Genomic DNA, 16,972 nt, shown 5'->3' on the forward strand with positions numbered 1-16,972 from the left:
GCCGGCGCTGCTCGCGAGAGGCGCATTTCGAGTCACCGGTTACCTGCACGGAGGAACTCACGTGGCAGACGGCGACACAAAAACAAGGCATGCGTCGGGGAGTTGTCTAGTCTGATGGCGACTGCCGTCTGAATCGCGGCTTGCGTCGGCACGGAACAAACTGTTAAAAAGGGATAGGGATTGTCTCCATCGTTGCCGGTTTTCCGGCGCTGGCGACGCGTGAATGGCAAACTGCCATATTCCGCATTCGAATTCTTTCAAACATCCATCCGGCGACCGGTAAATTCGTCGGATTACACAGCAGCTTAACGCGACGCGATGTCCGTATTTCGGCAAATTTATACGTAATTACCCGATTTATCCGTAATTACCCGAACTTACCGCGTTGATTCCTGTCCATCCTCGAATTTCTGCAGCACGTTTGATGCCTATCAAAAGCCAACCCATGCCAATCAAAATTGCCATCCTGGACGACTACCAAGACGCCGTTCGCAAGCTCGATTGCTTCAGTCTGCTCGCCGATCACGAGGTGAAAGTATTCAATAACACGGTGCGCGGACTCGGACAGTTGGCTAGCAGACTTTCGGAAGTAGAAGCGCTCGTTTTGATCCGCGAGCGCACCCGGATCAGCTCGCAACTGCTCGACAAGCTGCCCCGGCTGCGCATGATCAGCCAGACAGGCAAGGCCGGCGGCCATATAGAACTCGACGCCTGTACCGAACGCGGAATCGCCGTGCTGGAAGGCACCGGCTCGCCGGTCGCGCCGGCCGAACTGACCTGGGCGCTGATCATGGCCGCGCAACGCCGGATTCCGCAGTACGTCGCGAACCTGAAGCAGGGCGCGTGGCAGCAGTCCGGTCTGAAGACGTCCGCGCTGCCGCCGAATTTCGGCCTGGGCCAAGTGCTTCGCGGCCAGACGCTCGGGATCTGGGGATATGGAAAAATCGGTCAACTGCTCGCCGGTTACGGCAAGGCGTTTGGTATGAAAGTGGTGGTCTTTGGCCGGGAGCATTCGCAGGCCGCCGCGCGTGCGGACGGCGTGGATATCGCCGAGAGCCGGGAAGCGTTGTTCGAACAGAGCGATGTGCTCTCGTTGCATCTACGGCTGAACGACGAAACGCGCGGCATTGTCACAGCCGCCGATCTCATGCGCATGAAGCCCACCGCGCTGTTTGTGAATACCAGTCGCGCCGAATTGCTGGAAGAAAACGCGCTGCTCAACGCGCTCCATCACAACCGGCCGGGGATGGTTGCTATCGACGTGTTCGAAAGCGAGCCGATCCTGCAGGGTTATAGCCTGCTGCGCATGGAAAACGTCATTTGCACGCCGCACATCGGGTATGTGGAGCGCGAAAGCTACGAGCTCTATTTCACGGCGGCGTTTAAGAACATTCTCGCCTTCGATGCCGGCGACACATCGAGTGTCGCCAATCCGGAAGCGCTGGTGGGTGGACGCCGGCGATAGTTAAATCGTGGAGATGTCAGTGGACGGCTCGCATCGGACGGGGAAGTTGACCGAGTTCGCGATAAAGCAGAACTTATGCGCTTCCTCGTGCAAACGGCCGGCCAGTTCCACGTCACCGCCCGCGCCAATAGTTACTTGCGGGCGCAGCACGACGTCGGTAAAGCGGCCGCTTCCTTGCGCCGTTTCCTCCATCGTGCCAACAGGATCATCCACGTAACCCGTCACCGCGATGCCATTTACCGAACACAGGTGCAGATACCAGAGCATGTGGCACGACGAAAGCGACGCGACGAACAACTCCTCCGGGTTGTGGCGTGTGGCGTCGCCGCGAAACGCCGGATCGCTCGATGCTTCGATGGCCGGTTTGTTCGCGACACGTACCAGATGATCACGCGAGTACGCGTCGTAGTGTGAGGTGCCCGAGCCCTGATCGCCGGTCCAGACGACTTGCAGCGTGTATTTGTGGTGTTTGGTCATCAATTCAACACTCCTTTTAGAGATGCTAGAGATGCGCCGCTGCGCCAAGCAGATCGGGCAAGCGTGTCAGGAATTGCTCACCGTCGGCACGACCCAGGTCGTACGCGGGCCGCATCAGTGACGGACTCGTGTAATCCCATGCCGAAATCGGCACCTTCCGTGACGGCTGCACATAAACGCGACGCTGGTCGCGGTTCGCGCCGTGCTCCACGACAAACATCTGCGGTCGCGGATACACGCGCGTCACCATGACCAGAACCAGTCCCGGCGATGGGTCCAGCGCGCCGACGGGGACATTGTCGACCATGCCGCCGTCGAGCACCGGCCGTCCGTGTCGGCGCATGACCGGCGTGAAAGGCGGCGTACACGACGATTGCAGGATCAGGTCGGCGAGGTCATCGACGGTCGCGCACTCTTGCGCCTTCACGAATTCCGGATGAAAACCGAGGGACTGACCGAGCGTGGGATGCAGCTTCTTGCGCACGTACTTTTCGATGTTATAGGCGATCAGCCCCGCGGCCACCGCGCTTCGTGCGCCGAGCCAACGCGGTAAATGCGATACGCCTATACGAATTTCCGGCGCGTTTTGCAGCGACGGAAACTCGGCGCCGTAGATATCGAGTAAAGCCTGACGGTAGATCCGATAGTGCGGAAACACCGATTCGCCGCGCAGCAAATTGCCCCAATACGCGTTCTTCGGATTGTCGCGCAGCACATGCGCGTAGTAATCCATCACCCATTCGGAGCGGTTCATGTACAGCATGCAGGCCGTGGCCGCGCCAGCCGAGATGCTGGTAATGACGCGCGGGCGCAGCTTGAGTTCCGGCTGGACGATGTCCCAGAAACCGGCTTGCCACCAGCAGCGGTTACCGCCGCCAGCGAATACGACTTGATCGAACATAGGTTTTTATGTGAGAAGCATGACCGTGGTGGTCGCGTGAGCGGCGAGCGCACCGGTTTCGTCGTGGAGTTCGATTTCGCCGAAGACCAGGTTGCGGCCACGGCGCAGGATTGACGCGGTTACCAGGACATCGCCGGCTTTTACCGAGCGTAGGAAACTTGTGGTGAGCGAGACGGTGGTCATCGGCTGGAAACCGCCTAGCGCGTGTGCAATGGCGACGATCATGGCGGTGTCGGCTGCGGCCATGAAAACCTGGCCGCAGATCACGCCGCCCGCGTGGCGAAGTTTGTCCGCGTGCGGTAGACGCAGGGTGACGGTGGTATCGGTGGAGCTTGCCGGGGTCAGGCCCAAGTCGCGGATCCACGGCGCGAAGGTGGTGTCGAGCAGAACGCGAATGGCGGATTCGTCCATGGGTTTGGTTTTATTGATGGTGGTCTCGCGACTGTTTTTGTCGCTGCTTTCGTGCGGTTGCCGGGCCGCAACGAGTCGTGATTCATGCGTCCGTCATGATAACGGCTCGTGACAATTGCCCGAAGCGAGGCTTTTTTGGGATGGTCGATGAGCGCCCGCGCCATGCGTCGTGCGGCTTTCAGGCATCTGCGAGACGGTTTTTTCAGGTTTTGCGTTGCGGACAGTTGCGCAATCGGCGAAAACGTCGCTATAATTCGGATTCAGTTTTTCGGGGCGTTAGCTCAGCTGGTAGAGCAGCGGACTCTTAATCCGTAGGTCGACAGTTCGAATCTGTCACGCCCCACCAAAGATATCAAGCACTTAGCCCGGTCCTCGTGACTGGGCTTTTTGTTTTGTGGAATGCGTGTAGGCACCATGTAGGTTTTTCCCGGCATTTGCAGCCCATGTAGGAATGGTAGCTGTCTGCCCTTTATCTCGCGATTTGTCCGACACGGATGCGTCTGTTCGAGCACACCAGGATGACCGCCGGTATGGACTTTCCCATGATGCCGAGCGCTCACTCAAGCGGTTGCACGCGGCAGGTTGCCCTATCTCGTTTGCATTTGCGCAGACAGACCCTCGCATTGGCGACGGATACGGTGTGCCGTGATACTCCCCTGTGTTTACAAAAAGCGAAATCACCGGTTCTGCGTCGGGGGACTGGCGGGATCGCCGCTAGATGTTCGCGCATCGGACGAGTTCTGATCTTTGGCGTCCAATGAGGCCTAGTTGTTGCCGTGCTAACCGACTAACTGACTAAGTGACTAACCGACTAACCTGAAATTTTTGCAGGCTTGGAGGCGCCAATACAGAACCGGCTGAAAGTCTGAACAGGCTTGCCAGACATGGCGAAGCGAAACAGACTGTGGAAATGTGTACCAAAATCCTACTCTGCCTTAATCAGGCTGGATCGTTGGGACACGCGACCAGAGGCCCGAAAACCTTTCCCAAGGCAAATTTTAGTTCGCCCTTATCGCCTTTGTGAAGCGGCGCTTCCTCGTTCGGTGCATAGCGAATCTCTGAATGGTGAACTCCTTCAGAAGGGACGTGTTCGACTGCTAACCCGTGACCCCGAGCTGTTCGAATTGCGCGCACTGCTTCAGCCGAGGTCGGAATATATCCGGCATAGGTAAATTCCGGATGAACCGACCGCTTTTCCACTTCTCGGGCACGTCCTAGCCGATGCACCTCATTGGGTGGCGGCGCGTACTTATCCCAATTAACAGATTCACCTTCCCCATGGGGAAATTCAAACGTGCTGGGCCAAAGCAGCCCTTTCGCTGACCGGTACATTCTCGGCGAGTCGATGAGGCGTGTTAGGACCGCCGTCCCCGGGATGACCTCAATCTCTGGCTCAGGCGACACCTGTTCGTTCGTATTATTTTCCGCCACAGGTCAGTCTCAGTCACCGTGGAATAAATTCGGAGATCGCATCTGGCACGCTTTCCCCATCAAACGATAGTTCATCGAAATATTGGGCCTCTTGGGTAGCTGCAGCAGTCACCAGATGCAGCTTCCAATTGTCAATCACGAGAACGGCATGCGGCGTCTTAACATCCCAAACAGCAATGAGGCCACCTTCCCCATCAGGAGCAATTTTTGGTGTTTGCCGACTTGGAAGCAAGATCGAAAAAAGCGCTTTTGCTGCATCAGCACTGTCTCGTGACACCATGCTTGGTCGTTCTCTTACGCAAGAAAACCCATCACTGACAAATTGCTCAATAAGCGTCAGAATGTTTTTTTTCTCCAGCGCGCGTGCAGCCCCATCGGCGGTTCCTACATCGGCCAGGACGGTAACGTCTGCCATTCCAGCGGGAATCACTTTAACGCCGTCACGGGCGCGAATATCGCGCACCCGCACGGCATCACTCGAATCCAGCATTCGCACATAGCGCTTAGAAGGAGTTGGCGCAACATCTTGGCTGTAGTTCGTGTTTGAGAAGGCGGTTATCCCGTCTGAATACGCGTCCATTTGGAACCAGGCGTCAGTCATGATGTCCTCTGCCAGTAAGCGTCAGAATGAAGCGTCGGAGACGTAGCATCGGCGAAGCCGTGAGTAATCCACTCGTGTGCAACGTCGAACCAGCGCTTGCGCCCTTCAGCGGATGTGTCTGGTGAAATACCGCGCGCGGTCAAGTCGAGGCGAACCACTCGGTCTTGCGTGGGCAAGTTAACCGCTGTTTGTGCGGCAATATGCAGTCGGCCAAATCCATCGGGTAACGGATAGGCAGAAGCCCAGTTAACGCCTTCTGGCTCGGGCAAAAACCTTTCGTTCGAATTTGAACGCACATGATCAATTAGCAACCGATCGATGCCTTCCGCTTCAAGTCCATTAGCCGCTGAGATGTGATTCACATAGGCGAGCTCAAACTGACGAAATGAAAGTTCCCCGATTCCGACCTCTCCGCAGAAGTCCATGAAATCTGCCAAGTACTTATCGAACTGCTCGATGACTACCGGATAGCTCGGATAAGGGTCGGAATCGGACGCGCGCTTCCAGTTGAACAGGAAGCGATCTTGCTGCAACTGGATCAGATTCCTGCCATCGGCACTGAAGAACCATGCGCGACGAAGCGGAGGTACATTGGCAAACTCGAAAACCGGAATAGCTCCGAATCCCTGTTGCTCAACGACGCTGGCTAAGGGCGCAGCATCCTCGACGCGGGGAAAATTACTGCGCACACGCTGCCAGTAAGCCCCAATGTGTGCCGTGAGCACTGGATTCTGGGTAGAAAAGAGGACGCCACACGCAACCTCGAACACCGGTGGCCGCTTAAAATGCACAGCTGTTCGCATAGGCCCTTGATTTTTGATGGTCACCGCTTCTCTTTGGAGCGTCATTGTGTTAGTGCTGTAACGCTGGACGTTGCCGAAAAATAGCACGGTTTTGGGCTATACGCCATCGTTACGGCAAAGTCAATCAACCCCGTGGCAACATCAAGGCTCCGAAAGGCTTAGGACAAGCGTTCCCAGTTGCTCTTGCAGGTTAGCGTGCGGCGCCCCTGGATCTCACTGATCTTGCCCCGGGACACGCTTGATCGCAGCTGCTTCGCTGGCGCGCACCACAAGGTTATATAACTGTTCGCAAGCCGGACTCACGCGAACATAGTAGAGCGTGCCGTCTGGGTTTCGTGGGTGTCCGCGCGGAGAGCTTGATTCTTCCAACAGACCGATATTCCTGAGCTTCAGAGCAAATGGGCCGATATCGGTGAACAGATTCAATGGGCCTTCATCATTGATCATCGGCACCCTCGGCTGATATGACACCGTCGGCGCTCTTCCGGTCTGGGTGATCGTGACGGGAGGCTGATAGCCACCCTTGACCAGCACAGCTATCGATCCACGTGGCGTTACTCCTGTTCGCTGCAGAGCCAGCTCGCTTTTATAGCTGCTGTCGTTGTTGACAAACCTCCGCATCCACGCTTGCAACGAGGTGAAGTCCCGATCGTTCAGTACTTCGGCACCCTCGAAGACCATCTCCTCGATCTCGTCCGCGGCGCGCTCCTCCAGTACGATGCGGGCAGTAAGAAGCCCGATCACCATCGGGCCGATGTCCTTGCTTGCTGAAAGCGCTACCCGGCGGTACGCGTCGAATATAGCGCTCGTTCGTTCGTCATTATTTGCGATTGATTGAAGCATATCGTTCAGTTCCGCCGACGTGGTTAAAACGTCATCTTCTTTTCGGACCTCGTCGATGAAGGCGTTAAAGAATTGCCGCGCTCGATGCTCGCTCCACCGTCCGATCACCTTGTCTTTGACCATGTCAAAGAGTGCATCCTTCGCCTTGTCCAATGCGAAATCTGCTGCGCCGGCTACGACCAGTGCGGTAGTAATCACCATGACTTACCTCTCGAACGACGTTGTCCACGGAATTATAGGCACGACTCCTCTATTCAATCCCGGGTCGGCCGAGCCTGTGATTCATCGGGAAGCAATTCTTCGTCGCTATCGCCCTTCGCCTCCTCCATCCCGAACATCTGCCGCGTATCTCATCGCCAGATCGATCCAGAGGCAAGCCATCATAAGCCAATGTACGTTCTTGATCAGCGTGCCGGCCGTTGGCCGACGGAACATGGCGATCAGCGTTCGCAGCTGTTCGCGCAGCCTGCTCCAACAGCGTCCATAAATAATCGACGGTGGGAGGGGTCGTGCCTCAATGGCATTAACCATGGGGTGGGCCGGTCCGTGACGCAAGCGCGATCTCCGGTACCGGCAGAGCTTGGGCATTGCACGTACGTGTATCTCCCTCCAACGCTCCGACAAACCTGAGCCGAAGATATTATCCGAGCACGTTGCCATCAAGGGCGCAGATAAGGAGAAGTGGCTATGGGAAATTGTCCCGTGTGTGAACAAGCACTGAGCTCTGAGCCAGGGAACGGCGTCATAGGCACAGAATACAGTTGCCGCAGATGTGGCCAGTTCGAATTAATTGGCACCGCTGCGAGCGCAGTCCAGCAATTGACACTGCGGCAGCGCGCCGTTCTCAGTCACCGCCTCCGATGCCAGCAGCGCCCCAGTTCGAATCCCGTCCAAATATTCGAATCGGATTTTGCAGCGCTCGGGCTGGATGAGCCGCTGCCTAAGCCAGCAGAACAGATCGATCGCCTCATCACTTGGATCGGTGACCATCAGAAATCGCCGGCTGAGCGAACTGCGGCTTCGGCGTCGGAATTATCGGCTTGGATTGGAGCATCAATAACGCCGGAGAATCCATCGGCGGGACTCTCTTGGGCGTTGAGCCAGGAGGAAGTGAAAAGTGCGATTGATCGCGATAACGACGCAGGCGGCAATCTGGTACTTCGTCTAAAAATGGATGGGTGGATTCGTTACGAGGCGGCAAAGCGATTACAGATCGACTCACGAACCGCCTTCATGGCGATGCAGTTTGACCCAGACCTACTGCGAATAGTGGATGAATATTTCAAGCCTGCTGTGGCGCGAGCCGGTTTCGAATTAAAGCTGCTAACAGACAACCAGCCTGCTGGTCTGATCGACGATCAGTTGCGAGTTGCTCTTCGGACTGCTCGATTCGTGATCGCGGATCTAACACACGCGAACAATGGCGCCTATTGGGAAGCGGGTTTTGCAGAGGGCCTCGGCCGACCAGTTATCTACACCTGCCGCAGATCGGAGTGGAATGAGATCGACGAACGCGGACGACGTAAGGTGCACTTTGATACCAGTCACCTAGTGACCATAATCTGGTCCCCGGATGATTTACAGGATGCTGCAACCAAGTTGACTGCCACTATCCGGGCGACGCTCCCAAGTGAGGCCCGAATGTCGGATCGCTGACAGGTACGCCTGCACAGAAGCATTGGGGCGACTTGCCGGTGCAAATCGTCCTTAAAGCGTATTGATCAGTTCCATGATCGCCGCTTTCTTCGAGACCATCCCGATGTCGAATTGCGCGTTGATGCGTCCAGAATAAATATCGAAGATCGTTGTGTTTACCCTCGCACCCATCTTGCTCTGGCGATCGGCAGCAAGAGAAGATTCAAGAACAGCTCCAGCTCGCCGCAGTACAGTTTCGCGACCTCCTGATTGCCCGTACGGCTGGTTACTAGTCAGCAGCCGGCAAGGATGGTTTGGTGCCGGCCATTATCGGAAATTAGCGGCGTTTATAGACCACGATGCCGACACGCGGCACGTGGCACCCAAGGGAATCGGGGCGCGCAAACAGTCTACGTCTGCTTGGCAGTCCACTATCGGCAGCAACGCACGGAACCGCATAGATGCCGTTCCGGTAGAGCACCATGCCATCGTGTCGACGCACATCGGCTTCGCGAACTGGCCGCATTGCTCAAGGTAAGATCAGCGCCTCTCCGCCCTACTGATCCTCGGTCATGCCCATCGACAACTGCACCCACACCTTCGCCGACCTCTCGACGACAGTCTTGCCCGCTCATCTGGAACGACTGAAGGCCGCCCTTCAATCGCCGCTGCCGGCCTCCACGTTCGTCGGATTCAAGAGTGCTTCGCGCGAGGTGCTGTCCCGGCTCGGACGCACCACCGATTTCCCCGGGTGCTACGTGTTCATCGATCTGGACCACCCCGTGTACGTAGGAATCTCGCGCGGGGTGGTTAAGCGCCTGGCGCAGCATCTGAACTTCGAATCCCACTTCACGGCAAGCCTGGTTTACAAAATGGCGACAGATGATTTTCCGCACGAAATGAAGCGCGACCAAGCGATGAAGGACGACCAGTTCCGCGAAGTGTTCCTGACCGCCCAAGGGCGGCTGCGAGAAATGTCGGTGGCGTTCGTTCAGATTGATAACGATCTCGAGCTATACCTGTTCGAGGTGATGGCGGCGATGCACCTGGACACCGACACCTGGAACACGTTCCGCACGCATTGAGGCACCACGGCCCGGCCGAAGAACCAGCACACGCAGGAGCCGCCGGGTCATCGGAGTAGAGCATCCAAAGGTCCGGCGCACATACGCCAATGACTCATCGGTATCAAGCAGCATGGTGAGAGTAGTGAGCCGCTGCTGCCCATCGACCACATGCAAGGGGGCCGACTTGTCTTTCTGGGAAAGAATGAAGGTTCCCATGTAATAGCTACCGCCGACCTCAAGTGCTTCCTCGATGTCCCCGAACAGATCATCCACATTGCGCTTGGTCCGTGCGTAGTCTCGTTGGTACCCGACCTCGCTCGAACTAGAAATGCGTGGCGACCCGACAAGCGACCGGCACCGGTCGCACTTTCGGGCATTCGGTCGATGGGACCCTTCGAACGTTCGCCAAATTGACGTTAATCGCGCGCACCATTCAATCAGATAATAGAATCACGGAGGATTGTCGATGCATTCGGCCCTGCGGGCCGCAAGCCGAGAAGAAGAAATCAAGTGATTACGAGGAAATGAAATGAGTGTAGAAGGAGCGGGTAACGAGCAAATCGCGATTGGCGCAACACTTGACGAGTTCCTTACGGCATTTTTGGGGCAACTTGCCAGTCCAAAATTCAGTACTTCCGGCAATCTGAATGATTATCTTGCTACGCCGAGCGAACAACGCTCGGGGGACGAAGCGAGTATCGTCGACATGCGCATCACGGCCTCGTTGATCAAGACCCTAGGTTACACCGACCACGAGTTCGAATATAACGCGCAGGCGGGCAAACAGCGGCCTGATTTCGTGATATCGATTAAAGAGTACCCTCGACAAGCCTGCTTCATCGTCGAAGATAAAAATACGACTGAGTTGGAGCTGCGAATCCATAGACCGCAGCTTCAGGGCTACATGACGCAGTTTGGAGCCTCACGTGGGATGCTTGTGAACGGTCATGCCGTCCTTGTGTACGACCAGATGGAGGGAGGAGTACGGACGCCGGCGATTGAAATCCCACTAGGGGATGCAGTCGCTGCCTGGCTCGGCGACAGCCTTTTTGTAGAAGGGAAGTCCGGGATCAGCGCGCTTGAATCCTGCGGTTTCATCGCGCTATTTGCCGCCTTGTGGCGCAGATTCAGGCGCGAAAGTTTTTCGGGTTTGCCAAATCTCATTGATGATCTGACGCTACAGAACGACAAAGGCCACAACCAACCTCACCAGACAAATGGGAAGACGTGGACCAATACCTATTGCCGCATCCCTATTCTTCCCGTAAACAACGAGAATGCTGATCAGCTTACCGACGCGATCAAGGGTTTAATCGCTGAATTCGAAGATGACGCAGATGCTCAGCTTGCAGCAATTGAAACGGAATATAACGTTTATTTGGCAGCATCGATGCAGATTCCTAGCGAGACTACGACACTCCAACATCAGGAAGATCGCCTTGTCGAGGACGCCTTGCAGTTGATGGCGGGCGCAGATAAGGAGTCGAAGGAGTATGACGATGGACTACTACGTAAAATCATGCGGGGGGAAGTGCTGACCGGCGAGCTGAAGCAGATCGAACGTCGGCTATATTCCCTTCACCCCATCAAAGCAGGGAGGGGCACGGATCGCGATCCGATCTTTACCTTACTAAGCCGAGTTCGGGCCTTCACCGATAAACGGTATCGTTACCTCTCCAAACTTCAAGCGCAGCACCGTGAGAGCATCAAAGTTTGCAGCTACATTGAAACTTGGAAAGAAAAGACTGCCGCAGTTGTATTTCAGTCTGATAACGCCGGACTGCTGCGTCGCGAATTCCTAGCGCAGACCGCATATTTGGTGATCATCCGAATACTGCTCGTTCGCATTATGGAGGACAAGGGGTTGGTGAACCGGATGTTCACCAATGGAGGTCTCGCGCTGTGGTTTAGGCAGGTTGAATCTCACTACCTTGCTCATGCGATGGGACGCAGTGCCAACTTCCTATTAGAGCTAGCCTATACCTCCGCGCAGCACGTGTATGCGCATTTTTTCGCGGAGCGAACGGTCCTCGATTGGTACACACCCGATAGGAATGCAGTGGTCCGGGTCTTACATACGCTCGCGGGATTTAACTTGAGAGATATCAATCGCGACATCATCGGTGCTGTCTACAATCAATACGTTGAGGCGAAACACAAACACGAAAGCGGAATGTACTTCACACCGCCCGAAGTCGTTTCGTTTATGTTAGACCGCATTGGGTACAAAGGAACCGGCATCATCGGCAAACGCCTGATCGATCTCTCGTGTGGATCCGGTGGGTTCCTAGTGGAAGCTGGCACAAGGCTTGTAACCGCTCACAGGGATTATTGGAAAGCGCTCGGACATGCGAATGTTCCCGCCGAGAAGGTGCAGTTCGTGCTTGATGAGATTCGAGACAGCCTACATGGCATTGACCTAAATCCCTTCGCGTGCGCGTTGGCCGAGACAAATTTGTTGATACAAGTGATCGATTTGTTCAGTGTTGCACATAAGGGCAAGCAGCCAGCAACGATTGAACGCTTTCATATTTACAATTCGGATAGCCTATCGTTCAGCGCCGATACCCTCGCCAGCCAAGCGGGCACGCTTCCCTTCCCCGATGACGATCTTCCCGTGGAGGATCAAATGAAGGCCGGCATCGGGAAATGGAGATGCAAGTTTGACTATGTGGTCGGAAATCCGCCGTATGTAAGAGCCGACGAAAACGAAGCCGTGCGCTCGTATCGTGACCGAATTAAGCGCGAATATCCAAGCCCTTCCGTGCGAGCCACGATGGTCCAGAAGTGGGATCTATTTGTCCCTTTTGTCTCCGCGAGCCTGAATCTTCTCAAGCGTGAGACAGAGCATGGACAAGCGGGGAAAATGGCGATCATCACGAGTAGCGCCATAGAAACGGTTCCGTATTGTGAGCCGTTGCGTCACCTGCTTGCTACTGAAGCGACGGTAGAAGAAGTTCACTTTTTCCCGAGTGTGAAGCTTTTTGCAGATGCCGCTGTCCGCAACACCATCACTATTGTCAACAATCGGCCGCCCGGCACCCATGCGTCCTCGACGCGCTTTTGGCACGACACGGCACCGAAATGGGGCAGTCTTTCACAAGCGCTGAAACAGACGCTCAAAATATCGCAGTTCGGGACCAAGTTGTTTAGACAGTTACTACCATCGATAAAGTTTAGAGACGGTATCGAAACCGTTCCACTCGCAGAGATTTGTTATATCTCGAAGGGAATGGTTCTTCATGCTAACGAAAAGACACATAAAGGGCAGTTCGTGCTTGACGACCTTCTTTCGAAGAAGAAGGTGGGTAGTCACGTCACCCCGTATGTGGGCGGTAAGGACCTAGGCGAATATGGTTGTTTGTCGCTGAAATACATTGAGTACGGTCCTGGCTATCGCGTGCCGTCACAGGTCAGTCGCCCGACGTTTCCTGAACTGTACGACCGCCCAAAAATTCTGATGGCCAGATTCGGCGGCATCATGTACGACGACGGCCCCACTGAATTTTTAAAGTGCAATCACACCGTTATGATATTGATGCCCTGGTCTTCTTTGAGGGGTGTCAAGAACAAATCCATTTCAAGCCAGCTTGGTCCTCGAGAAGTGGTGAGAAGCGCGGTGGAGGATCGATCGGAGCGATTTGATCCGTGGTACCTCTTGGCTTTTTTGAACAGTCAGCAAGTGCTGGCGATGTTGGCGTCGGTGTCGTCCAGTGCGATCAACGGGGAGATACAGCCGGATGACCTTCGACAGATATCTGTTCCCATCCCTGACGACGAAGGGGTCACGAAGACAATCTCGGAACTAGCCCAGAAAGCGAGCCGTTTTCAGAAGGAAATGCTGCCACTGCGACTTGCTGGGTGGTTGATTGGCGATGATAGAACTGTCGCACCCGCGATTATTCCGATAGGCATACCGACGCTTTCCCTAGATGGCGCGAGGGTTGTATGGGGGCTCGTCATCACGGAGCCTGCCGCGAAGGTCCGTAAGCTCATTCGCAGCGGTCACCGGCTGTTTTTAGGTAAGCAGCAAGTGGCCCATATCGCCGCGTCGGCGCCCGAGGAAGCGATCGAATGGCTTCGACGGCAACTACTAACTTTCCCGGAAGGCACTACGTTAGGAGAGGTCGATGCGTTGAATCCCCAAATTCCTTCCACGCCAGCGCTCGCGAAACAGGCTCTTAGCTTGCTGATCTTAGAAGAACAACGCGTCAAGAACTTGCAGGAGCAAATCGACATCGCGAAGACACAGATCTCAGCGGCATTGGAAACGCTATTCGAAAGGATAAGCCTTCCACCTATCAAATAGCGGAGGATGCGTCATAGCAACACTATGACGCATCGGGTGTTGATTTGCACCGTTTCACCCACTCTTGCGGCTCCCTAAAACAACGATCGGGGGTAACGCGCGGAACTGTTAACTGCGGCCTAGACCGTCATCATCTCGACGTCGCACCGAATACGGCTTAAATATCGCCCCTGCGGCGCGCTCGCACCAGCAGGGTGGCGACATCATTCGGTTTGCTGACGATGGAGAGAAAAACCGTTAGAGAGCGAAATCCACATGGGACACCTTCGTTTTAGTACATGACTTGCCGCTGTCTCTGTCGGCGTCTTCGTCGTCAGTTTGATGATGTGTGATCGGCCGAAGGGCTGAGTCGGGTCGGCTAGCGAAATCTGAACCGCAAACCTCCCGGGACGCGTGGGGCGTAACATTTCCTTGCTTGAGATGACATCTATTGGGTCGGGTTGCGTGCGTGAGGTGACAAGCATGGCAAGATGCATCCGCCTACTTATCGAACGATTTCGTGCGCCGAATGGGTCTATCCGTCGCGCCGGAAGTGCCGTTGCCTGACCTACCGGGCTCCGTTCACGGGGTGCCGACGCTTCGCCAATTTCGCGAGCCGTTGCTGGATGTGCGAGTCGGCAAAGTCGCACGCTGCCTTCTTACGAGACGGTGGTGTAGTAAATACGCTGCTGCTACGCCGGCCTCCGTGAGAAGAATCGCGGGTGCGGCACCGTCCACACCGGCAGCTCTGGCAGCTCTGGCAGCTCTGGCAGCTCTGGCAGCTCTGGCAGCATTGCTAACCCGCATCTGATTCGTCGCGGCTGGCCAACCTGTGCCTCACTGGAACTCATACCGCCTAAACAGCACCGTCGTATGGTTCAACGGAAGATGTCTGGCTTGCTGCGAAAGGTCAAATTTCCAAAGTCCCACGTCACAATTCTCTGCTGAACAAGCTCCACATCGACCCACAGGCCGCCCACGCTCAAAGTCTTGTCCCAATCACCGCGGAAAGTGTGGTCATACAGGTCGTGGAAGAGAAAGCAGAAATGCATGTCGTCGAGCGGATGCGGCATTGTGTCGCGCACCTCGTCAAAGTTGAACGTCGCGATCTCGACATCGCCACGAATGACGTGGGTGGCATCGAGCGTCGCAACGAAGTTGTCTTCATTCGGGTCAAAATCAGGGTGAGCTTCGCTCAATAGGCAGTGCACCTTCGCTTCGATGTTGAAGTCCTCGAACGTCTGCGGGTCCAATTGCGCACGAGTCAGACCACCCGCGTTTTGATAGTCAGCAACACATTGAGCGGCGCGCTTTGCCACCCATGTTTCTGCCTCGCGAAGTTTTTCGTTCAGCAATCGCAAAGCACTCAGCTCGTCATTCGAGAGGCTCCGCAATTTTGTCCTACCCCGTTGCTGCTCCATGCCCGCGCTCCGGATAGAGGCCGTTGTTAAACGGCTAATTTCTCAAGATTCGTCTTTTCTTACAGCTGCCGTCTGCGGGGCGCCGTTTTTCGATGGTAGTTACGCTACAGCCTAGCGGTCGGAATATTAGCTTCGTTTCGGATGTGTCGTGGAACTCATCGAGTCGCCGGTAAATCGCCTTTTAGAAGACCATGGAGGGTCGCAAAAATGCGGTCTGCGCGCGAGTATTGGCGGAGCTGACTTTCGTCCCTCTTTAGATATCTGTAGGGCAGCGATGCATGGCTGGCAGCGGTGGGACGCAGCACCCGTCTTATGACACTCGGGTTGTGCCTCGACCGCCAAGCTTCCGCAGGCTATGCCAGGAGTGCCCTTCGACTAGAGCAGCCGGTCCCGCTTTGTGCGCTTCGTCAAAGACTTGCTCCAGTACGGGATGAATCCCACGAAGGCCATCCACTACGGATTTGGCCCAGTCGAAGTAGTCACGCTTGCGTTCTGCCGTCCAGCCTTCCGGCGGGTTAGCCGCAATGTCGCGGAGATTGCAAAACTTGTCAGCTAGTTTGACGAGCTTGGCTTCGCTGCTGGCATGCGAAGCATGCTCGACTTGCAGGCGTTTCCTTTCTGCCTTTGGCAGCGACTTGTCGTCCGATACTTCCGATACGATAGCAGCGACATCCTTCCCGAACAGACGGACAAGCTCGTGCGTCGTCGTTCCTGTATCTTCGATTGTGTCGTGAAGAACAGCAGCAACAAGCACATCTTCGTCCTCGATACCGCCTTCGTTCGCTAACACATTGGCCAGCGCATTAGGATGATTGATGTACGGAGACGCATCTGCATCTTTTCGCCGCTGGTTGCGATGTTTGTCAGCGGCAAAGGCCAATGCTTTGATGACATTGTTCATATGCTGCCTTGGGTGGATTGATGCCTAAATATTCAAGGTTCAGCATTGGTGACTCCGCGAGCCTTTCTTCGTGTCGCAACCAACGTGAGAGCGATGCCGCAATTGCGTCATCGTACGGACTGAAAGACTACAACGCAACGCAAAAACAAGGAGATCGGTATCCGCGTTTTCGTGAACAACCGCGTTAAAAACTGGCGCCTCCTAAGAGGCGTACTAACGAGGTGACAACGTCGGATGCAGAAACTAGCGACTACTACCGTTTACGGTCACCCGCCCGAAATCTTTATAACCCAGCTTAGACATAGCGGGGTGGCTCCGTTTGACTTGGTTCCCGGAGGGTCTGTCAAAGTCCCGGCTCTGTGCAAACTACAGGCGCGAGCGAAAAACGACGTATTCGCGGTTACATTATCGTGCTGAGCGTGAAGCGCGTGATCGTCGACACGGCCGTGATGTCGTAGGCAATCGCCCATCCAACTGATTCACGCTTGCTGGCGCGGTGTTGCGAACACCTGGGCAAGGCTACAGCGCTGCACGTGGTGCTGCAGATTGGCCGCTACACGTACGCCAATCAGTATAAGCGCATGAGGAAGGCGCCGCGCTTGCTCGATGCCCGGTAATCCGTACGATGGGCACACGTTGGCCGAGGCGTTGGAGCATGCGGCAACGCTTGCGAATGACGATCAAGATCGTTTCATCGAGCATGGCGGAGGCATAAGGACCATACTCGC

Annotated in this window: 14 protein-coding genes, 1 tRNA gene and 1 pseudogene; 6 read left to right on the forward strand and 10 right to left on the reverse strand. The window is 55.5% G+C overall.

Features of this window, described 5'->3' with window-relative positions; all coding sequences use genetic code 11:
- Window positions 1-451: 451 nt before the first annotated feature.
- On the forward strand, window positions 452-1,465 hold the full coding sequence (locus tag GSQ93_RS02275) for a D-2-hydroxyacid dehydrogenase family protein (protein WP_158934161.1): 1,014 nt from the start codon (window positions 452-454) through the stop codon (window positions 1,463-1,465).
- Here the strand turns inward: GSQ93_RS02275 and GSQ93_RS02280 are convergent, their stop codons facing one another.
- From GSQ93_RS02280 to GSQ93_RS02290, 3 genes are read right to left on the reverse strand one after another with little or no spacing between them, the layout of a single operon-like run.
- Window positions 1,466-1,942 (reverse strand): OsmC family protein, encoded by a 477-nt coding sequence (locus GSQ93_RS02280; protein WP_158934059.1) that lies wholly within the window; start codon window positions 1,940-1,942, stop codon window positions 1,466-1,468.
- A 25-nt stretch (window positions 1,943-1,967) separates the two neighbouring features.
- Entirely contained in the window at window positions 1,968-2,843 is an 876-nt protein-coding gene (locus tag GSQ93_RS02285) for a patatin-like phospholipase family protein (protein ID WP_158934060.1), read from the reverse strand.
- A gap of 6 nt (window positions 2,844-2,849) precedes the next feature.
- On the reverse strand, window positions 2,850-3,254 hold the full coding sequence (locus tag GSQ93_RS02290) for a PaaI family thioesterase (protein WP_158934061.1): 405 nt from the start codon (window positions 3,252-3,254) through the stop codon (window positions 2,850-2,852).
- A gap of 270 nt (window positions 3,255-3,524) precedes the next feature.
- On the opposite strand from GSQ93_RS02290, the gene GSQ93_RS02295 reads away from it, so the two are divergent.
- Window positions 3,525-3,600 (forward strand) — tRNA-Lys (locus GSQ93_RS02295).
- Window positions 3,601-4,698: 1,098 nt separating this feature from the next.
- Here the strand turns inward: GSQ93_RS02295 and GSQ93_RS02300 are convergent.
- The 4 genes from GSQ93_RS02300 to GSQ93_RS02315 all read right to left on the reverse strand — a co-directional run bounded on the left by GSQ93_RS02300 (window position 4,699) and on the right by GSQ93_RS02315 (window position 7,922).
- Window positions 4,699-5,286, reverse strand: coding sequence for a hypothetical protein (locus GSQ93_RS02300; RefSeq protein WP_158934062.1), 588 nt, complete (start codon window positions 5,284-5,286; stop codon window positions 4,699-4,701).
- Window positions 5,283-6,113, reverse strand: a complete 831-nt coding sequence (locus tag GSQ93_RS02305; RefSeq protein ID WP_158934063.1) for a TIGR04255 family protein — start codon at window positions 6,111-6,113, stop codon at window positions 5,283-5,285. Before GSQ93_RS02305 ends, GSQ93_RS02300 begins: the two co-directional genes overlap by 4 nt.
- Before the next feature lie 189 nt (window positions 6,114-6,302).
- Window positions 6,303-7,133, reverse strand: coding sequence for a hypothetical protein (locus tag GSQ93_RS02310; RefSeq protein ID WP_158934064.1), 831 nt, complete (start codon window positions 7,131-7,133; stop codon window positions 6,303-6,305).
- A gap of 585 nt (window positions 7,134-7,718) precedes the next feature.
- On the reverse strand, window positions 7,719-7,922 hold the full coding sequence (locus GSQ93_RS02315) for a hypothetical protein (protein WP_158934065.1): 204 nt from the start codon (window positions 7,920-7,922) through the stop codon (window positions 7,719-7,721).
- A gap of 120 nt (window positions 7,923-8,042) precedes the next feature.
- Here GSQ93_RS02315 and GSQ93_RS02320 point away from each other — a divergent pair, with 120 nt between their 5' ends.
- Together GSQ93_RS02320 and GSQ93_RS02325 are read left to right on the forward strand one after the other, a co-directional pair.
- A complete protein-coding gene (locus GSQ93_RS02320) occupies window positions 8,043-8,588 on the forward strand; it encodes a hypothetical protein (RefSeq protein WP_158934066.1) in 546 nt (181 codons plus the stop codon).
- Between the two features lie 551 nt (window positions 8,589-9,139).
- Window positions 9,140-9,652: a GIY-YIG nuclease family protein gene (locus GSQ93_RS02325; protein ID WP_216857567.1), complete on the forward strand. Its 513-nt coding sequence runs from the start codon at window positions 9,140-9,142 to the stop codon at window positions 9,650-9,652.
- Here GSQ93_RS02325 and GSQ93_RS38615 read toward each other — a convergent pair.
- Window positions 9,581-10,075 carry a DUF262 domain-containing protein gene (locus tag GSQ93_RS38615; RefSeq protein ID WP_367889729.1) on the reverse strand — a complete coding sequence of 165 codons (495 nt, stop codon included), beginning with the start codon at window positions 10,073-10,075 and terminating at the stop codon, window positions 9,581-9,583. The two genes, GSQ93_RS02325 and GSQ93_RS38615, sit on opposite strands and share 72 nt — an antisense overlap.
- A gap of 88 nt (window positions 10,076-10,163) precedes the next feature.
- On the opposite strand from GSQ93_RS38615, the gene GSQ93_RS02335 reads away from it, so the two are divergent.
- The gene (locus tag GSQ93_RS02335) at window positions 10,164-13,943 is read left to right on the forward strand and encodes a class I SAM-dependent DNA methyltransferase (protein WP_158934067.1); all 3,780 of its coding nucleotides are present in this window, start codon (window positions 10,164-10,166) and stop codon (window positions 13,941-13,943) included.
- An 857-nt stretch (window positions 13,944-14,800) separates the two neighbouring features.
- On the opposite strand, the gene GSQ93_RS02340 is transcribed toward GSQ93_RS02335, so the two are convergent.
- Window positions 14,801-15,343: a hypothetical protein gene (locus GSQ93_RS02340; RefSeq protein WP_158934068.1), complete on the reverse strand. Its 543-nt coding sequence runs from the start codon at window positions 15,341-15,343 to the stop codon at window positions 14,801-14,803.
- Between the two features lie 310 nt (window positions 15,344-15,653).
- Complete coding sequence (locus GSQ93_RS02345; RefSeq protein WP_158934069.1) at window positions 15,654-16,244, reverse strand: HD domain-containing protein; 591 nt, start codon at window positions 16,242-16,244, stop codon at window positions 15,654-15,656.
- Window positions 16,245-16,660: 416 nt separating this feature from the next.
- On the opposite strand from GSQ93_RS02345, the pseudogene GSQ93_RS37910 reads away from it, so the two are divergent.
- Window positions 16,661-16,858, forward strand: a pseudogene (locus tag GSQ93_RS37910) (IS5/IS1182 family transposase); the annotation flags it as partial.
- Window positions 16,859-16,972: the final 114 nt, after the last annotated feature.

This window comes from Burkholderia sp. S171 (genome assembly GCF_009766085.1).
Taxonomy (GTDB): Bacteria; Pseudomonadota; Gammaproteobacteria; order Burkholderiales; family Burkholderiaceae; genus Caballeronia.